Source organism: Paenibacillus sp. USDA918EY (genome assembly GCF_009870825.1).
GTDB classification, from domain to species: Bacteria; Bacillota; Bacilli; order Paenibacillales; family Paenibacillaceae; genus Paenibacillus_AQ; species Paenibacillus_AQ albilobatus.
On sequence record NZ_WTWY01000007.1, the window covers coordinates 208,447 to 233,333 of the forward strand.

The window sequence follows — 24,887 nt, forward strand, 5'->3', positions numbered from 1 at the left end:
AATGAAAAATATAACGAAATGGACAACCGTTTTAGCGACAATGGCTGTTCTTGCAGGAGGTCTCTGGTACACTTCATCGAACGCAGATGCCGCAAACCCGCAACAATTGAAGCCGATTGGTGCTGAAAATCAAAGCTACAATTTGAACCCCGAACCTAAGCTGAAAGCAAACGCGGATCAAAAGACGGAAATCCTATCCAAGAAGGACGAGATTTCTAAAAAATTCAGATTACATGGGAATAACAAAATCAGCTCTTTTGAACTGAAAACCTGGGATGAATATAACACGGGAAATGCATCAAATGGCGCCAAAGAACTGAATACGTCCATTGATGACTCCCGTCTCGTTTGGGTCGTGAAAGTTGATTTTGCAGACGGCTATGATACGAGAGTTGGACATTTTAAGAACGCAAAAGTGACTTATGTCATCGATCCGGAAACGGAGCATGTGTTGGCTCAAGATGTTCAAGGAGAACAAGAAACATTTGAGGGCGGCCCAGCTCAATTTGCTGGAAAAACACCAGTCGATGCAGATTAAACACTTGAAAAGCAGCTTCCGAAACTCCGGAAGCTGCTTTTTTCCATTGCTCGTCGTTTGATGATTTGTTTTTTTTTGGTCAGCTAAGTAGCGAAGGCGAGTTTCTCTACCACGCAGCCGACTTCGTTGAATAAGCTCGCAGCAGCACGCTTGCATCGACTTTTCCGCCGTACGTTGCCCTTCCCCGACCCATGCCCTACAAAGCGCCTTTCCAAACCTGCTGCGGGATTTTCTGAAAAAACTTGCCGTTCCTTATGATACGGTTCACTCAGATGTATCCCCTGGACGATCTGCTCCGTAGAGCATATTCATGTGCTCGATATGTGCCGCTCCCCAATCGTTTAATGCCTGTAATACCACACTTAAACCTTTACCGTAATCCGAAATCGAATATTCTACTTTCGGAGGGATTTGGTTATAAACCTCGCGATGTACAATATCGTTATACTCAAGTTCCCTTAATTGTTGGGTGAGCATCTTTTTGTTTATATTCGGTATCGCTTTTTGAAGCTCGCTGAACCTCATTGTACCGTTTGATATCAGCTGAAGCAGAATGACGGGCTTCCACTTCCCCACTAAAATATCCAGTGCCGATTCGAATTTACAATACTCTTTCATTGAACCCCCCACTTCCCTTTTGCTTTGCAAGGTAACTTTTTGTTTACTATGTTTAGATAAAGTGCCTACTTCCGAAGGCGAATACCATGATCTATTATACCTTCAGAGGATATCGAAAAAGCAATCAGGAGGTTGGCACCGTTCATGAATTTTGTAATATGGATCATTCAAGGGCTTGTAGCCTTAGGTTTTGTCTACTCGGGGTGGCTGAAGGCATTTCAATATGAAACAGCCAAAAAGTCATGGGGTTGGGTAAAAGACGTTTCAAAAGGATTCGTCGTTTTTATCGGGTTAGCCGAATTGGTCGGGGCACTGGGAGTTATTCTGCCTCAAGCGTTGGATATTGCGCCTGTATTAACGCCCATTGCCGCAACCGGACTTGCCGTCGTCGTTCTTTTGGGCGCCTTATTTCATATTAAACGCAAGGAGTACCGGGATATCGGCGTGAACATTGTCTTCTTCGCATTAGCTGTATTTGTTGCCATCTGTCGTTTTTAAGCCGATATGATATCTATGTGATGTTAGGGGCATCCGCTATGGAGGTCCCTGTAAATGAAAATGAGTCCGGTATAAATTACCGGGCTCATTTCAAATAAACCGCTCAATACATATGGTGTCTGGCCGTTTAAGATACTTTACAACGGAACAGCCTTTAGACCATTAAGGCTTCGACACGGATACGAGAAGCTCGTTATCCCCAGAGATGACTGTCACTTCAGGCGGTAGGATTAGATCTTTCACGAAGCGTGTATCCCCGATGTCCATCGCGCTGATGTCCAGCTCAACGGAAGATGGCAGGTCTTTCGGGAAAGCCTCCACTTCAACATACGGGTCCTGGATTTGCACAACTCCGCCCGACTTCGTTCCGATTGGAGTACCTACGAATTTCACCCCGAGCTTCGTACGAATGACCCCACCCGTCTGAACGAGTTGAAAGTCGACGTGCACAAGCGCGCGGGTTACCGGGTTCCGCTGAAGATCCTCCAGCAGCACCGTCATTGATCGTTCACCCTCCATCTGCAGCTCAATAAAGCCGGATGCCCCTTGCTTTAGCCATTTTTCAAATTGTTTAGTGGAAATATGAATGGTTTCGTTATCTGCGTTTTTACCGAACACAACCCCCGGCAAACGCCCCTCCTGACGTAAATTGCGTAGTCCTGAAGAATTTAATCGCGGACGTCTTTCTGTATGAATACATGCAGCCATGCTCTACCTCTCCTTTACATGAGTGATCTTAGCGCCGTAACAGCAGCCGTCGAACCTCCCCTGAACGGGGATCAATAGAGAAACATAGCATCCGGACCTCCATCCATTCAGATCGATAGCCATACATTAAATGTAAAAAACCCGCAAATACAGACGAAGGCACCCCACTCCGAGGAGTGGAATGCCTATGGGTTTTATCCACTATATCATAGATTGGTTAGTATTTCCACGGGGTAATTTTTGTCTACTCGCGAACCACCTGAAGATTCCTTTAACAGGGATCTATTAACGTGATCTGCAAATCGAATATGCCTCCATTTACAGATACCGTCCGGTGGGCCACGCACATAAGGAGATCGGACTTAGTATTCGTGTTCGATCGATCGCATAGAAGCGCTCCTCTCCGTTCCTACTGTCACCTTTTTGCCGCCATCAGAGCAGCTTCATTTTTACTCCGCGTCACCTAACGCAAAATCAACAGCAGCCTCGGCATGAAGCCGTGTCGTATCATAAATCGGGATATTACAGTCTTCCTGTGAGATGAGCAGTGTGATTTCCGTACATCCGAGAATGACGGCTTCCGCCCCCTTACGGATAAGACTGTCAATGATGTCCAGATATCTTTTCTTTGAATCTTCATTTATAATTCCCAGACAAAGCTCGTGATAAATGATATCGTGAACGACCGCCCGATCTGCTTCATCCGGAACAACGACCTCAAGTCCAAACTGATTGATAAGTCTGCCCTTGTAAAATTCCTGCTCCATCGTAAAGGCGGTCCCTAACAAACCCACCTTCTTTATTTTATCGCCCACAATTTTATTGGCTGTTGCATCTGCAATATGAAGTAAAGGAATCGATACCGAGTCCATCACTTCGGGCGCCATCTTGTGCATCGTATTCGTGCATATGACGATGACATCGGCCCCGCCTGCTTCAAGCTTTTGTGCCGATTCAATCATGACCTTCGCAGCCTCTGCCCATTTCCCTTGATGCTGCAGATCTTTGACTTCTTGAAAATCCACGGAATACATCAGACTTTTTGCCGAGTGGTGTCCACCTTTCCTTTCTTTTACCCGTTCATTGATGATTTGGTAATAGAGCATGGATGATTCCCAACTCATGCCGCCTATAAGCCCTATTGTTTTCACTGCCTACTCACACCCATCCTTTTTATCTTATTTTGGCATAAGTATTCCGGGTTTGCATTAAGATGGATCAAAACTTGCCTTTACTTGTGGCATGGTTCTTTGTATTGCCTGCAGCGGCAAGGTTTAGGGTTATTTTTTGTGGACGGCTCTTTACTTTTCTCCTTTAAAGTTGAAAATAATTCCTGCAAGTCCCCTTCGAATAGTAAAGCCCGTCATACGTGTGTTATACTAACCTTTTGAATCCGTTGCAGATCAATTTAGGCATAAAAAGTTAGAAAATGGCTTATAAATGGATATTCTTATTAAGAGACGATGCTTTTGGCAACATTTATTGCACCTAGGGGGAAGTAGCAGCATGACTGATTCAAACAAACAAAAAATTGTTGAGAGTGTTCCGCAACGGGGATTTTTTGGACATCCCAAAGGATTGTTTACTCTGTTCTTCACGGAATTCTGGGAACGCTTTTCCTACTATGGAATGAAGGCGATTCTGGTTTATTATATGTATTACGAATTGAGTCGAGGCGGACTCGGCATGGAGGAGAGCACGGCTCTCGCCATTATGTCCATCTATGGTTCACTTGTCTATATGTCCGGGGTTATTGGCGGTTGGTTGGCGGATCGGATATTTGGAGCGTCCAAAGCTGTATTCTACGGCGGCATATTCATCATGCTGGGGCATATCGCCTTGGCCATCCCGGGAAGCATATTCTTATTTTTTGTTTCCATGGTTCTGATCGTGTTGGGCACGGGCTTGCTAAAGCCCAATGTATCCAGCGTAGTAGGAGAACTTTACAGCGAACATGACCAGCGCAGGGATGCAGGATTCAGCTTATTCTACATGGCCATCAACCTGGGGTCATTTATCGCTCCCCTCATTGTAGGAACCACCGGCCTGAATTACAATTTCCACCTGGGCTTCGGCATCGCAGCCGTAGGTATGTTTCTGGGATTAATCATCTTTACCTGTACCAGAAAAAACCTCGGCCTTGCAGGCACCTTCGTGCCGAGTCCGTTATCACCGGCGGAACGAAAAAAGGTGTTCCTTATCATCGGTATCGGCGCAGTGCTTCTCGCAGTTGTCGTTGCAATTACCATACCGTTAGGTCTGTTAACGTTTGATTCGCTGATCGTGACCGTAGGCATTCTTGGAATGCTGATTCCAACCATATATTTTATTGTCATGTTCCGCAGTCCGCGAACCACAAGCGTTGAACGCTCCAGACTTATGGCTTATATTCCGCTGTTCATTGCAGCGGTTATGTTCTGGGCTATACAAGAACAAGGGTCGACCATCCTTGCCAATTATGCGGATAAACGGACGCAACTGGATTTTGCCGGAATTCATATTTCGCCGGCCTGGTTTCAGTCTTTAAATCCATTGTTTATTATCACCTTTGCCCCTGTATTTGCTTGGGTTTGGATGAAGCTTGACAAACGGCAGCCTACGATTCCGAAGAAATTCGCCATGGGCTTATTGTTTGCCGGATTGTCCTTCCTTGTCATCCTCTTACCGGCTTACGTTGGCGGCGAGGACTCCTTGGTTAATCCTTTGTGGCTCGTTCTTAGCTATTTCATCGTTGTGCTGGGAGAACTATGTTTATCTCCTGTAGGACTGTCGGCTACGACAAAATTGGCGCCCTCCGCTTTCTCAGCCCAAACCATGAGCTTATGGTTCTTATCCAATGCGGCTGCCCAAGCGATTAATGCGCAGATTGTTAAATTCTATTCACCTGCCACAGAGATGGCATACTTTGGCGTCATTGGAGGAGTGGCCATCCTCCTCAGTATTGTGCTTTTCTCGTTCTCCTCAAAAATCCAGGGGTATATGAAAGGGATACAGTAAAAGAATGCTGTCCAGATTACTGCGCGTTATCTACCCAAAACGAGCCCCGCAGCCGGACTAATATACAAAGCGGCGATTCTCTATGAGAATCGCCGCTTTGTGCTAGATTAAAAAAATTCAGGATAATTGATTGCTGAAGATATGGCTAACCAAGTCGTTTCATTAAACCTCCAGCGTCATTCTTCCCGCCAGTTCCTCGGCTTCGGCGATATTGCCCGTTTTGTTCAGGCTATTTGCCTCATACTAAACTCTTTGAGAAGATTCAAGCGACTCTGACTGCCGGCCCCGATAATCAATTAACAGCTGCAGCATTTTTCCCACCGTCCCGCCTTGATGGGGAACATGGATCGAAACGGTCAAATTTGTATCGTTCAAATGCTGAAATGAAACAAAATCAAAATTCAAAATCCCGAGATTCGGACACTGCAGCGCTTTTGGAGCATCGATGGCATCGAGAATCTCATGGGAGTCCCAAAATTCCCGAAACTCGCTGCTGGCTTGACACAACGCCTCGAATTGACCAGACCACCAGGGGTCGTCAACGTGCCGCGCATCCGCTGCAAGGCTCTTATGGATTTTTAACTTGGTTAAGCTCGGTCACTTCAATATCCTTTTTACTGAATTCATAGGCTACTGTAACATTCTTGATAATTTCCGTATCCTGATAGGCAAGGGAACCCTCAAACTCAAACGTATCATTGTCCTTCCACTCTATGTTATTTGCAAAACTATAATTTTCATGATCGGAACGGATCCATGTATCTAAACGGTTTTGCGCACCAAATTTGACTCTTGCCGATTCAACTAATTCCGGGCTGACTCTACCTTTTTCAACATTTATAATTTCAATGAATTCGCTTTTATTCGAACAGGTGACTACAGCGACCAGCTTTCGATCCGGCGAAGGGATAAGTTCTTTAATGTACATGGATGGTTCTGAAAAACTTAGATACACTTTAAGCACGTTGTCTTTTATTCTCCATAACACATTTTGGCTCCCGTAATCCGAATAATGGTTAAACAACGTAAATATCATGCTGCCGTCTGACAATTTATAGATATAGGGGCTTTGATAACTTTTCGAAAGAACATCGACGGCGAAGGCAGCCGCATCAGCGATTTTTTGATTATCATTTGCTGCTAACGGCTTCAGCTCGTTTAACGCTTTTATTCTTAATTTGGGATCATTAAAGCATTCTACCAGCCTATTAATCGCAATATACACATGCTCGTCATTATCGCTTTTTAGAGCTCGCAGAAATTTTTCCGCATCGTACTCCTCAGCAGGCTCTAACTTCATGTCTTCCGCCGTTAAATATCGAATGTACAGCTCCTTACTTTGATGTTTATAATATTCCGTGGCTAATAAAACCGTAGAGGTAGAACTATACAAAACAAGACATGCAACCAAGGCGGTAATCCACTTTTTCGAAAATCCTCTTTTTCCCTTCGCTTTTTCATAGTTCCCGGCTGCCTCAATTAAATGATCATCAATGGATCCGATCTCCCTAAACAACTCTTCTCTTTTCACAGGTAACCCCCCTCTTTGTCCAGATAAGCTCTCAGTTTTTTTCTTGTCCTAAATAAAATGGACTTCACTTTACTGCTGCTCATATTAAACCGCATGGCAAGGTCCTCGATGGAATCGGAGTACCAATACCTCCGAATAAATATATTTCTTGCACGTACTTCGGTGCCATATAAAAATTGACTTATCGAATTTGCCAGTTCACCCGCTTCATACTCTTTCTCTACAGTACGGGGGGAAGCCAAACATCCCTCCAATTCGGTCAGCATGACTTCAAATTCACGATTACGCTTTTTCGCTGTATTATAGCCATGTTTATCAAGCGCGATGTTGCGTGTAAGCCTCCCTAGAAATACAGGGAACTTCCTGGGCAGATGAGGCGGTATGGCGTCCCAGGCCGCTAAGTAGGTATCGTTCTCACATTCTTCAACATCGGAATCATTGGAAAGTATGTTCCTTGCAATCACTCTGCAGTATGCTCCGTATTTATTCTTAGTCTCTACGATGGCACGTTGTGAGCGTTGTAAGAATAAGTGGACTATTTCTTGATCCTCCATCCGGTCTTCTCCTCTTTTCAATCTTAACCCCTCTGATCTATATAGTAGAAATTTCGCAAAATGCGTTGCATTTCCGGGACAAAAAAATTTAAAATGGTTATCCGATGAAACGTCAACACATCAGTTAACGGTCTCTCTATAGGAATGGCCGCCGATTACCAATAGCTAATCGATTCAAAATAAACAGCCCGTGCCATTCTTTGTGGAAAGACAGATTGTATTGGGTGTGATGATTAAAATTTGGCTAAGCGCAAGCACAATATATGAATAGCCCCTTTTCTTAAAGTCGAAAAGAGGCTGTAATACATCCGGTCGAATTATGGATGCGATTGTAAAAATCACCGGCAATAACCCTGCCATAATTATTTCTTACTGATTTTCACTGTAAATCCTTAACGATTAAAATTTATGCGGGGTGAAACCCCCATTACTTATGATACGGTTCAGCGCCAAATCGGAATCAGGAGGCTAGTTTGGGACATTATACTCTTCGAGAGCACGGACCAACTTCCTTCTTACAGCTTCTCTTAATTCTTCCGGCTGGAGCACGACCGCTTCTGTGCCGAACGAAAAGAAATATTCAGCAAAGAATCGTATTTCCGAGGGGAAGATCCCCATCTCCAGTATGCCTGTGCCGTCATCGGAACTATGCACTTCTCCCCAAGGGAAAATCCAGCTCTTATCGCGGAATAACTCAATTCCTTTTGCCGTTAGTTTCACTTTGACATCTACGCTTTCTTGTTTGCTGTAGAAATGAAGTCCCCAGTTCGTTAAATCCACCTCTGAAACATCCACTGTAGACGATAACGCTTCAGAATCCGCCAAAACGGCCGACTCTATCCGATCTACCCGGAATAATCGGAAGGCTTTTCGCAAATAACAGTAAGCTGGGCAAAACCAATATCCCTCATGGGCATATATACCGATGGGCTGAATCGTTCTTTCGTTGGTCTCATCCTTTCGAGTTCCATAATAGATGGTTACGGGCAACTTTTGAATGGACGCTTGGAGCAATATCTCAAGGTAGCCAGCCCGTTCCGGGCGCGTATGCGTAAAGAAGTCAATTCGGTGTCGCATCTCGTCGATCTGACTTTTCACATCATCCGATAAGTACCTGTAAAATTTTCGACGTGCGGATTCTGCAGATGCCTCGAAGGGCAGCGAACTGAAGTGTCGAAGAGCATGGGAAGCAAAAAATATGGAGAAGGCCTCATTTTCCGTAAATGAAATCGGTGGAAGGGTGCGCTCCGTAAGTACCTGGTATCCGCCTCCTGCACCAACTTGAGAGTATAAAGGCACCCCCATTCCGCTCAGCTCCTGCAAATCGCGCAGCATAGTCCGGGTAGACACACCAAATTCTTCAGCAAGCTCTTTGACGGTGAATTTCCGCTTCCGATTGACTGTCATCATCAATTCAATCAGTCGCTTCGATTTTCCCATTTAAATTCACCCCCAAAAAAATATAGTGACAAGTTCTGTCACATTTATATTATACACTATAAACAAGCCGGATCGCTTGAAGAGATTACGGTAGAAATCGAATTAAAAAAGGAAAAGGAGAACATCTTATGTCTAGAGAACAACGTAAAATTCTGGATAAAATGCTGCGGAGTCCCAAGCCCGGCAAGCCGCAAACCGTCGAGGAGATGCGCGCGAACTTCGCTGCCATGATGGCAACGATGAAAGTACCTGCGGGCGTGCGAACCACGCCGACGACCCTCGGCAATCGACCCGGTGTGAGCGTTGAACCCGCACAGGATACCCGCCCAGGAATCATTCTCTATTTCCATGGCGGCTCGTATATTATGGGTTCCCCCTACACGGCCATGTCCCTTACCGCGAACCTGGTCGACAGGACCCGTATCCGGTCCGTCTCACTCGATTATCGCCTGGCCCCGGAACATCCGTTCCCTGCGGCTCTAGAGGATGCTCTCGCAGCCTACCGTGAGCTTCTGGACAACGGAGCCCAGGCGGCGTCTATTGCGTTTGCTGGCGACTCTGCCGGTGGCGGTATCGCTGTCTCGACTTGCCTGATGGCACGGGACGCAGGTCTGCCGATGCCAGCAGCGGTAGTGGCGTTCTCGCCGGGGCTCGATAAGACGCACTCCGGGGCAAGTATGGACAGCAAAACGGGGATCGATCCGTTCTTCACCCGTGAGGGCTTTGCAATAACGGACGAGATGTACCTCGCTGGGCAGGATCCGAATCATGAACTCGTGAGCCCAGCCAGGTTCGCCGATCTTACCGGATTCCCGCCGATCCTGCTGCAGGTCGGAACCAACGAGCTGCTCCTTGACGACTCCACGCAGTTGGCCGACCGTGCACGGGCGGCAGGCGTGGATGTCATCCTTGACGTTACCGCCGACGTCCCGCATGTTTTCCAGGCGTTCACAGGAATTCTCGATGAAGCCGATCAAGCCCTGGACCGTGCTGCGCTCTTCATCACACAGCATCTCAGATGAGCATTGGCTCGATAGTACAATCCTAACGAATAGGAGAGTTGAAAATGAATAATAGGAGAGCCCTCTGAACATGAAGGCTCTCCTATTTATAGTTATAACAATCGTTCTTCGTTTGTTCAGTGAGAAAAAGCGCTCACGGCAAGCAAATCCCACGATAAATCCTCCCCCTCCCCCGCTTTCATTTAGCGGTGTGACATGCTAAAATTATTATGCATGTAGCGATTATGGAAAGATGCGGGTGATATGTCAAATGAAATTTACCTATTACGAATCATTATCCATACATCTTGCAGTTGACCTCATTAATTCACTCTGTCCCGTCACGGGAATCGATAACTTGTCGACGCCTGATCAATTAAAGCAATTTCTCATCGACAGCGAAAAGCATGTGGATTTAAGCTTGGAGAAATATAGCGAGATTGATGGTGATGCCGTTATCGCCGTGTACCGGGAGACCGTTCAATCATGGCCTGTTCGGTCGGAGGATGTTAAGTTCGTCCAATCGCTCAGGAAATCTCTGCGCACGGTGTTCGAGCTTGCCGCAGAACAGAAGGCACAGGATGCAGCGGCGCTTTTGAATGAGCAATTGCGCATCAGCGGGGCGACGCCAAGAATAAGCTGGCTTCATGGACCTTACCATCTGCATTTTGAATCGAAGGAGGATGGGTGCGCTCATTGGCTGGCTACGACGACTACCATGGGGCTCACCTTTGTATTAATCGAGTTTGGAACAGAGAGATTCGGGATTTGTGCTTCTGCTTCCTGTCAGAAAGCCTTTATCGATACATCCAAAAACAAATCCAAGCTTTACTGTTCCGAGGCATGCGCTCATCGTGAAAGCGTGGCGGCCTTCCGCAAACGTCAACGCTCCAAGAGATGAACAAACGACTTGATTAAGTGTCTGCAACAGCTTGTTCTGATTTCTTGTTAAGAGCAGAACATAACTAAACAAACAACCATTCCTGCGCTAGCATCATGGAATGGTTGTTTGTTTTTATGATGATGCAAACGAAAACGAGGCGTCACTGCAAGTTTTTTCGATAAACACTTGTAACACCCAAAACACGATTGACATGTCACGATATTGTGGATAATATTGTAATATGCTAAATCGATTTATCATATTACACATGTAAAGGAGTTATCTGCTATGAGAGACGAATCACTGATCGTACAGACATCTCTTGGCTCACTTCAAGGCATCCGAAAGAATGATGTCATTCAGTTTCGCGGTGTTCCTTATGCCGACCCGCCAACCGGAGAGTTTCGCTTTGCCCCGGCACGTCCTGTCTCCGCTTGGACGGGAATTCGGGATGCAAGCGCTCATGGCCCCATTGCACCACAACCTCCTTCTTCACTACGTCGTATCAGCGGAGAATCTACTGAATTGCCGCAGGGGGAAGATTGTTTATCCCTTACGATTTCAACGCCTGCCACTGATAAAGAAAAACGGCCTGTAGTCGTTTGGCTTCATGGCGGACACTACATGACTGGCTCCGGGTCGCTAGACTGGTACGATGGGGCGAGGCTTTCCAAGGAAGGAAACATCGTTACCGTAGGGGTTAATTACCGACTTGGCGCTTTTGGATTTTTGCATTATCCCGGGGTCAGCGACGGAAAAATGGGAATTTATGATATCGTAACTGCTTTAAAATGGGTTCAACATCATATTGAGTGTTTTGGCGGCGATCCCGATCAGGTCACTGTTATGGGGCAATCAGCAGGGGCGCATATCATTATGTGTTTATTGGCAATGCCGGATGTCCAGGGTCTTTTTCAAAGAGCGATTCTACAGAGTCCCCCCGCAAGCCTCGCTCCTTTGTCAGAAGCCAAAGCGACTGAAAACGGAAAGCGGCTGCTGGATATGTTGAATATGGATCAAAATAATCCAGAAGAAATTATCGCCCAGTTGCGTTCCCTATCACCGATTCAAATCCTGCAAGCAACGGGAAAATTGGCTCAGGAAATCGCACGATTTGGTCAAATTGTTCTTCCTTTTATGCCTGTTTTCGACTCTCTCGCTGAAACCGAGCATTTTATTGGGGTGGCTGCAAAAGGTGCCGGCGAAGCGGGTATTGACCTCATTATTGGCACCAACAGGGAGGAAGCAAATGCCCTGCTTTTGAATGTACCTGATGTCGATCCGGCTTTAGTGAAAGAGCGTTTTTTGGCTGTGACCGGGAAAGAAGAAGCATTCGAGCAATACCGCCTACGTCGCCCCGGCAGCACACATATCGATCTGCTATCCGACTTGATTACCGATTACGCGATTCGGCTTCCCTCCCTGAAGTTAGCGGAAACAGCCCATAAAGCCGGTTCCCATGCTTGGGTTTATCAATTTGATTGGGCGCCGCATGAGTCTCCTTTTAAAGCCTGCCACGGCATAGAATTGCCTTTTACATTCGGAAATCTCGAAGCATGCAGCGATGCGCCAATGTTCCAGGGGGCTGATTTGGGGGTCGTTGCCGATCTATCAGCTGCTGTCCGCAGCGCTTGGATAGGGTTTATACGTGTGGGCAACCCTGACGTTTCCATCCCATGGCCATCTTATGAGCCGAAACAGAGACAAACCATGCGATATGCCTCTGTTATTGGTGCTGTAGGCGACCTGGCCGGGATCAATCGCTTCTAAAAAAAGGCGGGCAAATTTTCGCAACGGGGATGGGATGTCCAATGAATAAAATATATTCTCTACTAGTTTTCATTCATATTTTTAGTGCCATTTTAAGCGTAGGGCCGCTATTTCTCATGAACTGGATATTAAGAAGCGCAAAGAACGTAAATGAATTGAAGTACGCACATCAAACAGTAAACAAGATCAGTGGAGTCGCTCATGTTAGTTTGTTGATCTTATTGCCTACGGGTCTGCTGCTGGGCATGATTCATCCGTCGCTGTTTAAAATGATTTGGTACGACGCATCATTGGCACTATTCATTGTTTACGGGGTTTATTCACATCTTGTGGTTGATCGCAAATCGAAGGCTTTGTACGAAGATATCATGGCTTATACAGACCAACAGATCCCGCAGCAATATACTACCAAGTTCAGGGAACTGGTGTCGTATGAAAGGATTGGCAAAATGATTACCGTTGTCATTGTTTTTCTAATGGTATTAAAACCGTAATCATTTGCGATACGGCTAAGAATAATGGGCTATCGGCGAAAAACCGAAACGAAAAGAGCCAGCACGTTAAGAGGGGGGGCCATCAGAACATAAGGGCTCTCCCATTTATCGTTGTAATCATCGTTCTTGCCGGGCCGCTTGCTACCGGATGAGCGTGAGTCGAAACCTATTCGAGCAGTTTTTTTCGATTGGTCGTAAGAGGCGGTTGTTCGATCCATTTCTGTTTCACCATAACATCAAATATATCTTTTCCGTACGACATCACCTGAGCAATGATTTTGGTGTAGTGACCAGTGAGATCACCTCTCATCGAGAGAGCGAGAGCATGTGAAATCAAGATGATGTCCACGGAGTTCAATACGTTGATCATCGAAAAGATCAGCTTATCCGAAAATGGAGAAACCGTCGAATCCGTAACTTCCATGCTTACCGGTACCGTTCCGAGCAAATCCTCCTGCATTAACAAGTTGTTAAACAGCTCGATTTGTTGTTCGCTAATTTTTTTGCCTCTAATCATTAAATCCTTTAATTTCTTATCTTCTATTACCTGTGCAAATCCCAGCATGATAATAACCGAGAAGTAATTTCGCTCAATGTTAAAAAATATTTCAGATAATTCAATCGCATTGAGCGGTCGCTTCCCACCAAAGATCCCGTCCAGGAATGAGGTTTTCTCGATGTACTCAATTTTGTGGGGGTAGTTCATTTTCGGCGGGCGATCATAAATTCCCTTCTCCAACATCATTCGCACCGCTTTCCCGAACATCTCGGTTGAAGTATGTATGCATTCGTTGAAAAAATCCAACACATCCAGTCGAACGTTATTTGTGGCGGTAAAAGCGAAATTAATCATACCTAAACGATTCATCATGTAGATAAAGCTAAGGGTAAACGTATCATGAAAAAGCGCGGGAGCTGCTAAATTCACGTCACCTTCTGAAAACCCTGCGGGAACCGGAAAATTTTCCGAAACAAAAAAACTTTTGATCTTCTCTACTCGCCCTTTCGAGATGTTCAATGCTTCTTCAGCCAATGGAAGAATTTCTCCATCTTGAAGATGATGCAACAAGTAAGTGAGGAAACAAACCGTCAGGCTTTCTTGAATATAAACACCCCAAAGTCCCCCAATTTCCGTACAGCTTAATTCGATATTTGTTGGTTTTACTTGGGGTTTCTGAAATGACATGTAAGTCCCTCCTTGAGCTCCTCCTCATTTTAGGATTAGTTTGTTAATTAGCCTCCTTTTTATTCACCGAATCGGCATGATTTGCGTTCCTTGCCGTATAAGCAACCACCTACTAGAAATTTGCCGTTACTTGCGATACGGTTCAGCTTAACGGGTTGCCGGCAAAAAATGCAAAAGGAGCATGCCGCGCGACACGCCCCTTTATTGCTTCCCTTGAACACTTATTTACTGGTTGATATCCTACTATCCTACACATCACAGTCGAGCAATGTTTTCTTCCGATACGAAAGTTAGGTTCATAATGGTTTATGATCCAACACCTCTGGAAATTTCAGGCGCACAAATGATGTCCAAAGTTGATTGGAATGCAAAATTCACTCTGGAGATGGTTCACGTCCTTGGATATATTGCTCGCCCCAATCGTTCAATTGGTCCAATATCGATTTCAGCGAATTTCCTAACTCGCTCATTTCATAGACAACTTTCGGCGGTACTTGGTTGTATACCGTTCGAATGATGATATTGTCTTCCTTCAACTCCCGGAGCTGCTGCGTTAACATTTTTTGTGTAATTTCCGGTATTTCCTTCTTCAATTCACTTGTTCTCTTGGGTCCACAGTTTAAATGACACAGAATCAATAATTTCCACTTCCCGCCTATAATGTCCAACGTTGCTTCTGCGGGGATGTTATAAGCCCGAACGGATTGTTTCTCCACGGAATTGCCTACCTCCTGTACAAAGATAGTCAAGCTTTTATGCCAAGGCACTTTTTGGTGCCTATATAACTTTTTTGTATAAATGATACAAAAAAGTGCGTACTTTTCAACATCCATTATATGTTACATAATCCATTCATACCAGCAATACGACACCCTCTCGTCTCTTGATCAACATGTCTCTAAACGAAATGAACCAAAAGTTCATAGAAAGGAGAAAAAATGAAAGTATTGACCGTTGTATCACACCCAAGAGTTCATTCCTTCACTTTTTCTGTTGCAGCCCAATTTACGCAAGGCTTGATGGATGCTGGCCACGAAACGGAGGTGTTGGATCTGCACCGCAGCGGATTTAATCCTGTGTTGTGGGAAGCAGACGAACCGGACTGGGCAGCAGATCATAAAACATATTCACCTGAAGTAGAGAAGGAAATGGAGCGAATGAAACAGCATGAAGCGCTTGCCTATATTTTCCCAATTTGGTGGTACAGCATGCCAGCCATGCTAAAGGGCTATATCGACCGCGTATGGAACAATGGTTTTGCATACGGCTCCAATAAGCTGCATCATAAACGGATATTATGGCTTGGTCTCGCAGGCGCTCCACGCGAGCACTTTGAGAAAAGACAGTATGACAAGATGATCCAGCATCAACTGAACATAGGAATAGCTAGTTACGCAGGAATCCCGGATACAAAGGTTGAGATATTGTATGACACCTTGGATTCGAGGCCGGAAATTCATGAAAAGCTGCTGAGACAAGCTTATCGCCTCGGTTTGCATTTTGACAGCCATCCAAAGTAATCATCAAATCATTCATGTTTTCGAATCCCGACCTTGCGAACAACGATAAAAAGGAGAACGATGATGAACACTCAAAATCAACAAATTATTTTAATAAACCGTCCAGAAGGTGTACCCACAGAAGATGCGTTTGAACTTCGAAATATTCCTATCGATAAACCCGAAAGAGATCAGGTGCTTGTAAAAACCCTTTACTTGTCTGTAGATCCATACATGAGAGGGCGAATGAATGCTGGAAAGTCTTATATTGAACCATTTGCTTTACATGAGCCTATTACGGGTTCCATGATTGGTGAAGTGATTGAATCCAATTCAGCCGAATTGAACGTCGGGGATAAAGTACAGGGCTTCCTGCCTTGGCAACTTTACAACACGGTTGACGCAAAAGCCGTTAGTAAAATCAATAATACCAATGTTCCCTTGTCCGCTTATTTAAGCGTACTAGGAATAACGGGATTAACAGCTTATTTTGGACTGCTTGATGTTGGTCAACCGAAAAAGGGAGAAACCGTTGTTGTCTCAAGCGCTGCAGGTGCCGTTGGCTCTATCGTCGGTCAAATCGCAAAAATCAAAGGAGCCAGAGTGGTAGGCATTGCAGGTACGGATGAAAAAATTGCACATTTGGAAAATGAACTTGGCTTTGATAAAGCTATTAACTACAACACTACAGATGATTTACAAAAAGCTCTTGAAGAAGCATGTCCGAATGGAGTGGACGTCTATTTTGATAATGTTGGCGGCAAAATTTCTGATGCAGTGCTCAGTTTACTTAATAATTTCGCGCGTGTACCATTATGCGGTTCAATTTCATCCTATAATGGTGAGAATGAAGCGTTTGGACCAAGTATTCAGCCGAAATTGCTAAAGACTCGTTCCACAATGAAAGGTTTCCTTATCACGGATTATGAAGAACGTTTTGATGAAGGGCTTCGGCACCTGGCCGAGTGGCTATTTGCAGGGAAACTGAAATACGAAGAAACCATTGCAGAGGGCTTTGAAAATGCACCGAGAGCTTTTCTCGATTTATTCGCAGGGAAAAATGTAGGGAAACAGCTTGTGAAGGTTAGTGATCCGTCTAAGTAAAGACACCTGCAACCTTTGATGAAGCCAGATAAGCCAAAACCACCAATAACCAGAAAAAGGTGTCGGTGGTTTTGGCTCCGCTCTTTATTCATCCACTTCATTAGTCTGAATCATCCAAATGGACGCCCTCTTAGCATGTTTTAACGCAATCAAAAACCTTATTCATGAGAAATCGACTCTTTCAGGACCTCTCTAAAACTTTTCGGAGGCCGGCCGATCAAATCAGCTAGAGCAGGATCGACTTGTGCGAAGTCTCCCTGACGGCTCGCCCGAAACATTCCCATCCGCATATTTATACTCGTTTCCGGCACGCCTTGAGCCATCATGCGGTCCCGAAACTCTTCGTCCGACACAACGATCCGGCGGATGGTCCGCCCCAAGACCTCGGAAGCGATTGTCGCAATCCCTTCCATGTCAATGGCCTCGGATCCCGTAAGATTGGGGGTCATGCCATCTATTTTCTTCTCGCTTATGATTGCCGCCGTAGCCTCGGCCAAATCGAAGTGCGCTGTCCAGGCAACCGGACCGTCCTCAGGAGCGATCAATTCCCCCGTTTTTATTGCTTCGCCGATCATCATTAGTGCCGATGCAGCGTAGTAGCCATTACGCAGCGACGTGAAGGCTATACCTGAAGCTTCCAGCAGTTTTTCGGTAGCCGCATGGTGAATCATGGGGGCGAAGTGAGATGTCGGGGAAGAGCCCATATGACTTGTGTATAGCACCTGACTGACCCCTGCTTTCTTTGCCGTGTCAATCGCGGTTTGATGCTGCTGAATGCCACGCGGGATATCAGCCTCGCCCATGATGCCGGACGAAACGATGAGAACCTGCGATGCCCCCTCAAAGGCATGGTGCAAACTCTCGGCATCGTCGAAGTCGCCCCGACGGACACGAACTCCACGTTCCCGAAGCTCTTGTGCTTGATTCGGATCGCGGACGCTGACACCGATCTGCTCGGCGGGTACACGCTTAAGCAACTGTTCTACCACAGCCCGCCCTAATTTCCCGTTGGCTCCGGTAACGATAATCATGGCAAACAACATCCTTTCATTTGTATGATCGTGTGTATGCGCGAACAGTCTTCCCGTTTCTAAATTGCATATTGGGGAAAGAAGCGCCGGCGATCTCCTGTTCTGGTATCGCGTCTTCAATTTCTCTGATATCTTCTTCGGTCAAATGAATATCGAGTGATTGCAAAGCTTCTTGAAGATGAACCGGCGATATGGTACCGATAAGCGGCATGATGTCTTCGCCTTTGGATAACATCCATGCAAACGCCAATTGAGATAACGTTATTTGTTTATTTGCGGCGATCTCACCCAGCTTTTGAGACAAGGCAACGTTTTTTTCTATGTTTTCCTCAAAAAACAACGGAACGTAGCCGCCTTTGCTCTTTTGGATTCGCTCGTCTGTCCAATGGCCGGCAAGAAGACCATGAGCCAACGCCCCAAAAGCAACAACGCCGATGCCCAATTCCCTCGCAGTCGGCAAAAGTTCTTTCTCGATGCTTCGGTTAAAAAGCGAGTATTCCACTTCCACCCAGCTGATCGGATGCGTGGCATGCGCCCTTCTCAGCGTCTCTGCGTCGACCTGGCTGACTCCGATCTGCCTGACATAGCCGGCCTTAACCAGATCGGAAATGGCGCCGACCGTTTCTTCAACAGGAATACCCAGATCGATTCTTGCGGGCTGATAAAGATCAATATAGTCAAGATTGAGGCGTTGGAGCGAATAGGCGAGATAGTTCTTAACATGATGTGGGGAGACATCCAGCCCGTACAAGGAGCCTTCGAGCGTATTCAGTGCCCCGAACTTCAGCGATATAAAATAGTCATCCCTTTTATGCCCCTTCAGAGCTTCGGCGATGACCATCTCGCTTCGGCCTGCACCGTAAAAATCCGCTGTGTTGAGATGGTTGATCCCACTCTCAAAAGCGGCATGAATGGTGGCAATGCCAGCACTTTTTACAGCTTCATTGACATTTGACATGTGGCCGCAGCCGAGTCCGATTCTGGATAGCTCCAGTCCGTTTTGTTGATCATTCATCACGGAAACCTCCTGAACTAAAATGAAATTGTGTAGCCGTCTACTTGTTTGTCTAAAAAAACATAGACATACATGGCAAATTCATCACTTCGGCGGCTGTTTTCCGACGTTTTCAAAAGCACGGGTCAGCAAAGAAGCAAACATGGCTTTTTCGGCATCAGACATCCCTTGCGTGATCAATTCTTCAGATTTCGAGAAGGCATCACTCCTCTCGCTAAGAAATTGTTTGGCTTTGGACGTTATATCGATCCGGAGGTTGCGTCCGTCGTCAGGGTTGTTGCTGCGCGTGATAAATCCGGATTTCTCCAAACCGTTCAATAAGTTTGTCACAGACGGACCGCTTAATGCCATTGTTTTTTCTAGATATTTTCGATTGATCTCTATATGCTCCTCAATGGATTGATGAATATGCGAGAGAAGAATCGCTTGCGAACTGTTCAAGCCATGATCCTTCAGAAGCTGGTCGATAATTTCCCGGACCCGTTGCGCGATAAGTTTAGTGTATAGGCTATAGGGGTACATGTCGAAAACGCTTGGCATAAATTTCTCCTTAAATTCGTGTAGATGTCTACACTATAGATGGGATTTTTTGTTTTGTCAATTGCAATTGTCAGATGTGCCGTTGACCCAAGCTAAAGACCCCTTTTTCGAGGGGTCATTTTCTATTACACACATATACTCATGTCCAGTAAGGAATTGCGCAAAAAGCTTGCCCATGTGTGTGATACGGTTCACCTTATAGCTAACCCCTCTGGAAGTTCCTGCGCGAAGGGTAAATATCAGTTCAAATGCTCTGCCGAAATCGTTTCACACCCGTTGAATAACGCAAATTTTTGGAAGCAACCGTTCAAGGCTGTTCGCAATTGCGTGGTTTGCTTCACACCGTTCTCGTACCAGATGTTTTTAACAACGAGGGTTCCCGTTTTTCGCTCCACGATGATCTCAGCTCGTCCAATAAATCTCTATCCATATAATAGAGGTAGCACATAATAGCCGAATTTTCGTTTGATTGCAGGCGTGTAAATCTCCCAGGTGTAATCGAAGCCAAACAATTCGTTGATAAGTTTTCTGTCCCATATCAAATTGTCCAACGGGGCAATCAGCTCGCAGCGAAATTTCGGCTCCGGATTTTGCAGGACGGCTTCAATAAGCGGCAAGTCCTCCGCCCGGCAGTACAGCGTATCCTTCATTTGTTCCACGGCAACGGCAACTATACGAGCTTCGTGTAATAGCTGGCGAAAAACCTCGTTGCGCTGTGCTGCTTTTAACCCCCATATATTCAGCCATGCATCTGACGCACGATTCCATAAGAGGCCAACAGAGCCGATTCGACGCAGTACCCGCCACTTATGATGTTCAAGCTCATCCTCCAGCGGCTCTGATGCATCCTCCGATTCAAAAAAACGGGTAGTTTTAAACCAAAATCAAAAAGCGCCCCTGAGGCCAATTCAGGGGCGCAGAGCGTTAATGTGGAGCTTGTGCGCTGAAGTCATTCTAATGAAACAAAGAAAAATAGTGCCGGGGGGGGGGGCGTAGAAATGTGCACAAAAGCCTGGATTTTGGACATATGTCTGGTTTCTTGCGTGATATAGCATTCTGTAACGTTGAATCAACAATCATCACTTCGTAGGCAAATTAAAAGGCTCCTACTCGGTAATTAGTGAGTAAGAGCCTTTTATCGATGCTATCGGATTGAATAAAAATAATAGATTTTATTTCTTAACATACACACCATAATCTTCAATTAAAACCTTGGTATTAGCAGTTAATTCTTTATCATTCTGTGCAATTTCAGAATCATCTAGGTTAGAATAATCATAGGTATTATTCTTAATAAATTCACCAAAGTCATTTACAATGACAGAGGTATTCTTCTCAATTTGATCCATTTTTTCAGATGTTTTCATTATATCCCCCACTGTTTCTACGCTTGGATTGATATATGCGTTTGAGGGTTCTTCCGGTTCTGCAAAAGATTTTGCACCTACAACACTACCAGTAACGATAATAATCCCGACAATTGTTCCAAGCAATACAGTAAACTTAGCTTTCATCTTCATTAATTATTCCCCTCTCGTATGTTTTACTAAAGGGTAATATATCCGTTCCCCTTCATATCATAAGCATCTGGATAGTTAGAAATTACAACCTTATAGGTTCTATCTGTCGGTACGTTACTAAATGTATAGGAAAAATTTGTGCTAGTGTAATTTTTACTAACTCGAACCCCATCATTTATCCAATTATTCGTATCGACATCAACAAGTGTGTAATATACATCACAATTACCAGGAATAGGTCCACCAGAGTATGGAGACTGTACTAGCGTAAGAGTCGGCTTTTTTCCGGGTGGTAAATAAAAAGAAGCATCAGAATATTTTGTATTTCCACTTGATAATTTGAGAATATTATAACTCATTACAGCCGCCAGAATGCTCACATCATTTGATCCAATCTTATTTTCAATGATTGAATCAGAAGGTACCGCTCGATTCATAATTTCTAGCTCTTTGTCTGTTAATTTTCTCTCAGGAGAAAGATCAGATTGTGTTGTAATGGTTTGTTGTGTCGTCTGGTTTTCAGAAGGAGTTTCTTTGGTTGGATCAGCAAATGCGCTTAAAGGAAGTGTGAACATGGCAGCAACTAAAGAAACAGATAGTAGCATGGATTTGAATGATTTCATAAAATAAAGCCTACTCAATATTAAATTAATTAAGAAACATTTATTCATAAGAGGTAGCTCTAGATGTGAAAGTTATATTTTCTCAATGTATCCTCCTTAAAAATACATTCAAAATATATAACACTTTCAAATATCAAAAAGTTACACATTAATTCTAATTCTCTGCTATAGGGGTCCAGCCAACATTTTAACGAAAATATACGCTAAGGGCTTCAGGGTGCATGAATAGCGGATTTTATTCAGCAGATGTGGTTGTATGTACTTCTTGGCTATATCGTAGTATTTACGCGTTCCTTTTTTATGATGGATAATCAACTCACCCGTCGAATACATCTGTTCCAGCACCGACCTGGATGAATTGTTTCCACCGCTCCAGTGGATGGCCGATCGCCATGAGAAATCTCCATCCAATTTTAAATCGTCCGAACTTACTGCACCGTGATTTTGGATATGAGTCCGTACTTGCGCTGTCAACGCTTCCATTTGGGGATAGCGTTCGGCATGTTGCCTAGCGGCTTGCCTGTATCGCTCAAAATACGGCCAGTCCTCGACAGAGATAATAGCCAGGTTCTTGTCAGGATAATCGACAAGGCTTCTATCCTCATACAGCAACTCGGCGAGCATTCCCTTGGTAAATCCCTTGATTCGCGATTGTAGCACCAATTCGGCGTTTTTCCCGCAAACATCGATGGGGTCGTATTGAATGCAGCTGACCTGCCGAACGAAGTCCAGTACGCCCTGCTTCCCACTAAATTTGTATTCGCCCAAGAGTCCATGCTTCAACAACAGAAATTGCCGTGCCTGGCGGTTCGTTAATTGGATCATGTTCGCACCTACCTTAGTACAGAATAAAAACGAAGGCGTAAAGGGGAATGGGTTCACGCCGCTAAAAATCTCTAACCTTAAGGAGATCCTGCCAAGGAAGGGATTTATTCATTATTTTTTCACTACCCGGATTAATAAATTTTTCGCGTTACTTATGATACGGATCCCCGTAACATCCAAAGAGCGAAATCAAAAGGCACCAATCGGGTGTCTCTCTGCCAATCTTACTGTTTAGAAAAATATAAAATTGCCGGCAACACCACATGATCAACAATCTCTTCTAATTTCTGATGCGACACCAATCCATTTTCAAGCATAAACGTATAGCGAATTTGCTCAAAAAGAATGAGTTTGGTCGCTTTAGGTGGGAATTTTGTGATTTCTCCCCGTTGTACGGCCCGTTGAAGAACGTAATCCATAATCTTAATATTGGAACCTGTTGCTTCGGCCAACATCTGGCCTGTCCGTTCTCGCTCCTGCTGGTTAATCATCTCGGAAAACAGCATTTTAAACAATCTAAACGGTCCATTGTTGGACTCCAAAATAAAATGCTGACCCACATATACTAAATTATCACGGAGACTGCCCCTGTCAAAATCGAGACTTTTGAATACCCCTTCCGATTGTTGCATCCGTTGTTGGACAGCTGCAAACACTAAATCAAACGGAGTATCCCAATAACGATAAACCACCGAACGACTGGTATTCGCCTCACGAGCAATACGCGCAAAATTAATCGCGCTGTACCCTTCCGTCTCCAGCAGACGATACGTTGCTGCATAAATATCATTTTGTAATTGGTCGCCGCGGCGGCGGCTTGTATTTGATTCAGTCATCATTCTTTCTCTCCTTGTACGTTCATTATACATCAAACTGTATCTTAAATGAATAAGATTCACATATGTATCTAATTGACTTTTTAAGATACATTAGTGTATCCTAATTATAAAATAAGATACAGGAATGTATTTAAAGGAGAGGTAATCATGAAAGCTATTGTTTTAGGAGCATCGCACGGAGGTATTGAAGCGGTTGAAGCGTTACGATTGATGTGCCCGAAAGCGAACGTTCAATGGTATGACAAAGGAGACTTCTCCTCCATTCCGGCCAAGGATCTTGAAACCATTCAACAACAAGGAGTAACCGTCTTCGGCAACACTGAAATAACCAAAGTAGAACCTGGGAAACACCAAGTGGAAATATTCAATCATTCGACAGGGGAAACACGAAAGGAGGGTTATGACAAATTCATTTTAAGTCCTGGTGCAAAGCCGTTTATTCTTCCTGTCCCTGGACATCATTTAAAAAACATCGGTACGATGAGCAGTCGACAAGATATATTCAAAATGAGAAAACATGCTGCAGATCCAGATATTAATAACGTTGTTATTGTTGGCGCAGGATACATCGGGACTGGAGCAGCTTCATTATTTGCCGAATCAGGCAAAAAGGTTACGTTAATGGACATTAACGATCGTCCTTTAAGCTCCTATTTAGATAAAGAATTTACGGACGTACTTGAAAAAGAAATGAAAGATCGCGATGTCGAATTGGCACTGGGCAACTCGATTATCGAATTTGTCGGTGATGAAAATCATAGAGTAATCAAGGTCGTAACTAAAAAAGGCACCTATTCAGCTGACCTCGTCATCTTGTCTGCCGGCAATCGTCCCAACACGGAATGGTTGCAAGACGCAGTGGAATTATTGCCGGATGGCAGAATTAAAACAGATGAATACATGCGTACAAGTGATCCCGATATTTTCGCCATTGGGGATGCAACAACGGTTTGGTATAATCCCGGTAAAATGCGGATGAATGTTTCATTAGGAACCAACGCGCGTCGTCAAGCACATTATGCAGTAAGAAACTTATACGAAGCCATTCATCCGCTACCTGGTGTACAAGGCTCTTCAGGTGCGCAGATTTTCGATTATTATTTCGCTACAGCTGGTTTAAATGATAAAACGGCAAAAAAGCTTGGCATTGAAATAAAATCCGTTTATTTGGAACAAGAGACAGCCCTGTTTTCTCCGGAGACGACCGTTATGTTCAAACTGGTTTACGATCCAACAACTTTAGAGATTTTAGGGGGACAAATCATGTCTAAAGTTGATTTGACTGCTAATATCAATACGGTCTCCCTTGCGATTCAAACCGGATGCACATTAGAACAATTGGCCTATGCCGACTTCTTCTTTCAGCCAGGATTAAACACACCCTGGAACGTAATGAATACGGCAGGATTAAAAGCATTACTACAAGAGAATTTAATGTAACAGACGTTCACTTCGCATCAACGAGGATGTAGAAAGGGCTTTTCCTGCGTCAGGAAGAGCCCTGAAACCCACGAGACAATTGCATCTCGTCCTTTGGCGCATTCCAAGTTTGTATGGATTGACATCTCAAAATTTGCATCGGATTTAGCGATCTGACGAGAGGAATAGATGCGCTGAGTGAAGGCAGAAGTTAAAGTAAGCATGAACTATATGCAATTAAAGAACAAGGCACG

General features: G+C 44.7%; 27 protein-coding genes. 10 read left to right on the forward strand and 17 right to left on the reverse strand.

Annotated elements, in window-relative coordinates:
• Position 1 precedes the first annotated feature (1 nt).
• Positions 2 to 538, forward strand: a complete 537-nt coding sequence (locus GQY55_RS16600) for a hypothetical protein (protein ID WP_160042989.1) — start codon at positions 2 to 4, stop codon at positions 536 to 538.
• Positions 539 to 802: 264 nt separating this feature from the next.
• Here GQY55_RS16600 and GQY55_RS16605 read toward each other — a convergent pair whose 3' ends face one another.
• On the reverse strand, positions 803 to 1,156 hold the full coding sequence (locus GQY55_RS16605; protein ID WP_160042990.1) for a winged helix-turn-helix transcriptional regulator: 354 nt from the start codon (positions 1,154 to 1,156) through the stop codon (positions 803 to 805).
• Between the two features lie 144 nt (positions 1,157 to 1,300).
• Between GQY55_RS16605 and GQY55_RS16610 the strand changes: the two genes are divergently transcribed.
• Positions 1,301 to 1,654, forward strand: a complete 354-nt coding sequence (locus GQY55_RS16610; RefSeq protein WP_160042991.1) for a DoxX family protein — start codon at positions 1,301 to 1,303, stop codon at positions 1,652 to 1,654.
• A gap of 162 nt (positions 1,655 to 1,816) precedes the next feature.
• Here the strand turns inward: GQY55_RS16610 and GQY55_RS16615 are convergent, their stop codons facing one another.
• Positions 1,817 to 2,362, reverse strand: coding sequence for a 50S ribosomal protein L25 (locus tag GQY55_RS16615; RefSeq protein ID WP_160042992.1), 546 nt, complete (start codon positions 2,360 to 2,362; stop codon positions 1,817 to 1,819).
• A gap of 449 nt (positions 2,363 to 2,811) precedes the next feature.
• Positions 2,812 to 3,513 (reverse strand): aspartate/glutamate racemase family protein, encoded by a 702-nt coding sequence (locus GQY55_RS16620; protein WP_160042993.1) that lies wholly within the window; start codon positions 3,511 to 3,513, stop codon positions 2,812 to 2,814.
• Positions 3,514 to 3,868: 355 nt separating this feature from the next.
• On the opposite strand from GQY55_RS16620, the gene GQY55_RS16625 reads away from it, so the two are divergent.
• Positions 3,869 to 5,359, forward strand: a complete 1,491-nt coding sequence (locus tag GQY55_RS16625) for a peptide MFS transporter (protein ID WP_160042994.1) — start codon at positions 3,869 to 3,871, stop codon at positions 5,357 to 5,359.
• 243 nt (positions 5,360 to 5,602) lie between these two features.
• On the opposite strand, the gene GQY55_RS16630 is transcribed toward GQY55_RS16625, so the two are convergent.
• The 4 genes from GQY55_RS16630 to GQY55_RS16645 all read right to left on the reverse strand — a co-directional run bounded on the left by GQY55_RS16630 (position 5,603) and on the right by GQY55_RS16645 (position 8,884).
• The gene (locus tag GQY55_RS16630) at positions 5,603 to 5,935 is read right to left on the reverse strand and encodes an MmyB family transcriptional regulator (RefSeq protein WP_160043095.1); all 333 of its coding nucleotides are present in this window, start codon (positions 5,933 to 5,935) and stop codon (positions 5,603 to 5,605) included.
• Entirely contained in the window at positions 5,928 to 6,890 is a 963-nt protein-coding gene (locus GQY55_RS16635) for a hypothetical protein (protein ID WP_160042995.1), read from the reverse strand. Before GQY55_RS16635 ends, GQY55_RS16630 begins: the two co-directional genes overlap by 8 nt.
• Positions 6,887 to 7,444: an RNA polymerase sigma factor gene (locus tag GQY55_RS16640; RefSeq protein WP_160042996.1), complete on the reverse strand. Its 558-nt coding sequence runs from the start codon at positions 7,442 to 7,444 to the stop codon at positions 6,887 to 6,889. Before GQY55_RS16640 ends, GQY55_RS16635 begins: the two co-directional genes overlap by 4 nt.
• Positions 7,445 to 7,912: 468 nt before the next feature.
• Positions 7,913 to 8,884 carry a helix-turn-helix transcriptional regulator gene (locus GQY55_RS16645; RefSeq protein ID WP_160042997.1) on the reverse strand — a complete coding sequence of 324 codons (972 nt, stop codon included), beginning with the start codon at positions 8,882 to 8,884 and terminating at the stop codon, positions 7,913 to 7,915.
• 128 nt (positions 8,885 to 9,012) lie between these two features.
• Between GQY55_RS16645 and GQY55_RS16650 the strand changes: the two genes are divergently transcribed.
• The 4 genes from GQY55_RS16650 to GQY55_RS16665 all read left to right on the forward strand — a co-directional run bounded on the left by GQY55_RS16650 (position 9,013) and on the right by GQY55_RS16665 (position 13,032).
• Positions 9,013 to 9,906 (forward strand): alpha/beta hydrolase, encoded by an 894-nt coding sequence (locus GQY55_RS16650; RefSeq protein WP_160042998.1) that lies wholly within the window; start codon positions 9,013 to 9,015, stop codon positions 9,904 to 9,906.
• A gap of 250 nt (positions 9,907 to 10,156) precedes the next feature.
• Entirely contained in the window at positions 10,157 to 10,786 is a 630-nt protein-coding gene (locus GQY55_RS16655) for a CGNR zinc finger domain-containing protein (protein WP_160042999.1), read from the forward strand.
• A 270-nt stretch (positions 10,787 to 11,056) separates the two neighbouring features.
• A complete protein-coding gene (locus GQY55_RS16660; protein ID WP_160043000.1) occupies positions 11,057 to 12,538 on the forward strand; it encodes a carboxylesterase/lipase family protein in 1,482 nt (493 codons plus the stop codon).
• 41 nt (positions 12,539 to 12,579) lie between these two features.
• Positions 12,580 to 13,032: a DUF2269 family protein gene (locus GQY55_RS16665; protein WP_160043001.1), complete on the forward strand. Its 453-nt coding sequence runs from the start codon at positions 12,580 to 12,582 to the stop codon at positions 13,030 to 13,032.
• 166 nt (positions 13,033 to 13,198) lie between these two features.
• On the opposite strand, the gene GQY55_RS16670 is transcribed toward GQY55_RS16665, so the two are convergent.
• A complete protein-coding gene (locus GQY55_RS16670) occupies positions 13,199 to 14,218 on the reverse strand; it encodes a DUF3231 family protein (protein WP_160043002.1) in 1,020 nt (339 codons plus the stop codon).
• A 374-nt stretch (positions 14,219 to 14,592) separates the two neighbouring features.
• Entirely contained in the window at positions 14,593 to 14,934 is a 342-nt protein-coding gene (locus GQY55_RS16675; RefSeq protein WP_236575667.1) for a winged helix-turn-helix transcriptional regulator, read from the reverse strand.
• 222 nt (positions 14,935 to 15,156) lie between these two features.
• On the opposite strand from GQY55_RS16675, the gene GQY55_RS16680 reads away from it, so the two are divergent.
• Both GQY55_RS16680 and GQY55_RS16685 read left to right on the forward strand, forming a co-directional pair.
• Entirely contained in the window at positions 15,157 to 15,738 is a 582-nt protein-coding gene (locus tag GQY55_RS16680; RefSeq protein ID WP_160043004.1) for an NAD(P)H oxidoreductase, read from the forward strand.
• A 63-nt stretch (positions 15,739 to 15,801) separates the two neighbouring features.
• The gene (locus GQY55_RS16685) at positions 15,802 to 16,821 is read left to right on the forward strand and encodes an NADP-dependent oxidoreductase (RefSeq protein ID WP_160043005.1); all 1,020 of its coding nucleotides are present in this window, start codon (positions 15,802 to 15,804) and stop codon (positions 16,819 to 16,821) included.
• A gap of 158 nt (positions 16,822 to 16,979) precedes the next feature.
• Here the strand turns inward: GQY55_RS16685 and GQY55_RS16690 are convergent, their stop codons facing one another.
• The 8 genes from GQY55_RS16690 to GQY55_RS16725 all read right to left on the reverse strand — a co-directional run bounded on the left by GQY55_RS16690 (position 16,980) and on the right by GQY55_RS16725 (position 23,211).
• Complete coding sequence (locus GQY55_RS16690; protein ID WP_160043006.1) at positions 16,980 to 17,852, reverse strand: SDR family oxidoreductase; 873 nt, start codon at positions 17,850 to 17,852, stop codon at positions 16,980 to 16,982.
• A gap of 16 nt (positions 17,853 to 17,868) precedes the next feature.
• A complete protein-coding gene (locus tag GQY55_RS16695) occupies positions 17,869 to 18,867 on the reverse strand; it encodes an aldo/keto reductase (RefSeq protein WP_160043007.1) in 999 nt (332 codons plus the stop codon).
• Between the two features lie 84 nt (positions 18,868 to 18,951).
• Positions 18,952 to 19,407: a MarR family winged helix-turn-helix transcriptional regulator gene (locus GQY55_RS16700; protein ID WP_160043008.1), complete on the reverse strand. Its 456-nt coding sequence runs from the start codon at positions 19,405 to 19,407 to the stop codon at positions 18,952 to 18,954.
• 422 nt (positions 19,408 to 19,829) lie between these two features.
• Positions 19,830 to 20,240 (reverse strand): DNA glycosylase AlkZ-like family protein, encoded by a 411-nt coding sequence (locus GQY55_RS31470; protein ID WP_268895031.1) that lies wholly within the window; start codon positions 20,238 to 20,240, stop codon positions 19,830 to 19,832.
• A 339-nt stretch (positions 20,241 to 20,579) separates the two neighbouring features.
• Positions 20,580 to 20,927: a hypothetical protein gene (locus tag GQY55_RS16710; protein WP_160043009.1), complete on the reverse strand. Its 348-nt coding sequence runs from the start codon at positions 20,925 to 20,927 to the stop codon at positions 20,580 to 20,582.
• 26 nt (positions 20,928 to 20,953) lie between these two features.
• Positions 20,954 to 21,550, reverse strand: coding sequence for a hypothetical protein (locus tag GQY55_RS16715; RefSeq protein ID WP_160043010.1), 597 nt, complete (start codon positions 21,548 to 21,550; stop codon positions 20,954 to 20,956).
• A gap of 165 nt (positions 21,551 to 21,715) precedes the next feature.
• Positions 21,716 to 22,375, reverse strand: coding sequence for a DNA glycosylase AlkZ-like family protein (locus tag GQY55_RS16720; RefSeq protein ID WP_236575668.1), 660 nt, complete (start codon positions 22,373 to 22,375; stop codon positions 21,716 to 21,718).
• Between the two features lie 224 nt (positions 22,376 to 22,599).
• Complete coding sequence (locus tag GQY55_RS16725; protein WP_160043096.1) at positions 22,600 to 23,211, reverse strand: TetR/AcrR family transcriptional regulator; 612 nt, start codon at positions 23,209 to 23,211, stop codon at positions 22,600 to 22,602.
• Between the two features lie 150 nt (positions 23,212 to 23,361).
• On the opposite strand from GQY55_RS16725, the gene GQY55_RS16730 reads away from it, so the two are divergent.
• Positions 23,362 to 24,654 carry an FAD-dependent oxidoreductase gene (locus GQY55_RS16730; RefSeq protein WP_160043011.1) on the forward strand — a complete coding sequence of 431 codons (1,293 nt, stop codon included), beginning with the start codon at positions 23,362 to 23,364 and terminating at the stop codon, positions 24,652 to 24,654.
• Positions 24,655 to 24,887 lie beyond the last annotated feature (233 nt).

Coding starts and splice junctions, on each gene's coding strand:
- GQY55_RS16665 (WP_160043001.1), top strand. CDS start 12,580: ATGAATAAAATATATTCTCTACTAGTTTTCATTCATATTTTTAGTGCC.
- GQY55_RS16715 (WP_160043010.1), bottom strand. CDS start 21,550: ATGAAATCATTCAAATCCATGCTACTATCTGTTTCTTTAGTTGCTGCC.
- GQY55_RS16695 (WP_160043007.1), bottom strand. CDS start 18,867: ATGAATGATCAACAAAACGGACTGGAGCTATCCAGAATCGGACTCGGC.
- GQY55_RS16650 (WP_160042998.1), top strand. CDS start 9,013: ATGTCTAGAGAACAACGTAAAATTCTGGATAAAATGCTGCGGAGTCCC.
- GQY55_RS16680 (WP_160043004.1), top strand. CDS start 15,157: ATGAAAGTATTGACCGTTGTATCACACCCAAGAGTTCATTCCTTCACT.
- GQY55_RS16640 (WP_160042996.1), bottom strand. CDS start 7,444: ATGGAGGATCAAGAAATAGTCCACTTATTCTTACAACGCTCACAACGT.
- GQY55_RS16710 (WP_160043009.1), bottom strand. CDS start 20,927: ATGAAGATGAAAGCTAAGTTTACTGTATTGCTTGGAACAATTGTCGGG.
- GQY55_RS16730 (WP_160043011.1), top strand. CDS start 23,362: ATGAAAGCTATTGTTTTAGGAGCATCGCACGGAGGTATTGAAGCGGTT.
- GQY55_RS16625 (WP_160042994.1), top strand. CDS start 3,869: ATGACTGATTCAAACAAACAAAAAATTGTTGAGAGTGTTCCGCAACGG.
- GQY55_RS16720 (WP_236575668.1), bottom strand. CDS start 22,375: ATGATCCAATTAACGAACCGCCAGGCACGGCAATTTCTGTTGTTGAAG.
- GQY55_RS16655 (WP_160042999.1), top strand. CDS start 10,157: ATGAAATTTACCTATTACGAATCATTATCCATACATCTTGCAGTTGAC.
- GQY55_RS16660 (WP_160043000.1), top strand. CDS start 11,057: ATGAGAGACGAATCACTGATCGTACAGACATCTCTTGGCTCACTTCAA.
- GQY55_RS16600 (WP_160042989.1), top strand. CDS start 2: ATGAAAAATATAACGAAATGGACAACCGTTTTAGCGACAATGGCTGTT.
- GQY55_RS16610 (WP_160042991.1), top strand. CDS start 1,301: ATGAATTTTGTAATATGGATCATTCAAGGGCTTGTAGCCTTAGGTTTT.
- GQY55_RS16685 (WP_160043005.1), top strand. CDS start 15,802: ATGAACACTCAAAATCAACAAATTATTTTAATAAACCGTCCAGAAGGT.
- GQY55_RS16690 (WP_160043006.1), bottom strand. CDS start 17,852: ATGATTATCGTTACCGGAGCCAACGGGAAATTAGGGCGGGCTGTGGTA.
- GQY55_RS16615 (WP_160042992.1), bottom strand. CDS start 2,362: ATGGCTGCATGTATTCATACAGAAAGACGTCCGCGATTAAATTCTTCA.
- GQY55_RS16700 (WP_160043008.1), bottom strand. CDS start 19,407: ATGCCAAGCGTTTTCGACATGTACCCCTATAGCCTATACACTAAACTT.
- GQY55_RS16670 (WP_160043002.1), bottom strand. CDS start 14,218: ATGTCATTTCAGAAACCCCAAGTAAAACCAACAAATATCGAATTAAGC.
- GQY55_RS16605 (WP_160042990.1), bottom strand. CDS start 1,156: ATGAAAGAGTATTGTAAATTCGAATCGGCACTGGATATTTTAGTGGGG.
- GQY55_RS16645 (WP_160042997.1), bottom strand. CDS start 8,884: ATGGGAAAATCGAAGCGACTGATTGAATTGATGATGACAGTCAATCGG.
- GQY55_RS16725 (WP_160043096.1), bottom strand. CDS start 23,211: ATGACTGAATCAAATACAAGCCGCCGCCGCGGCGACCAATTACAAAAT.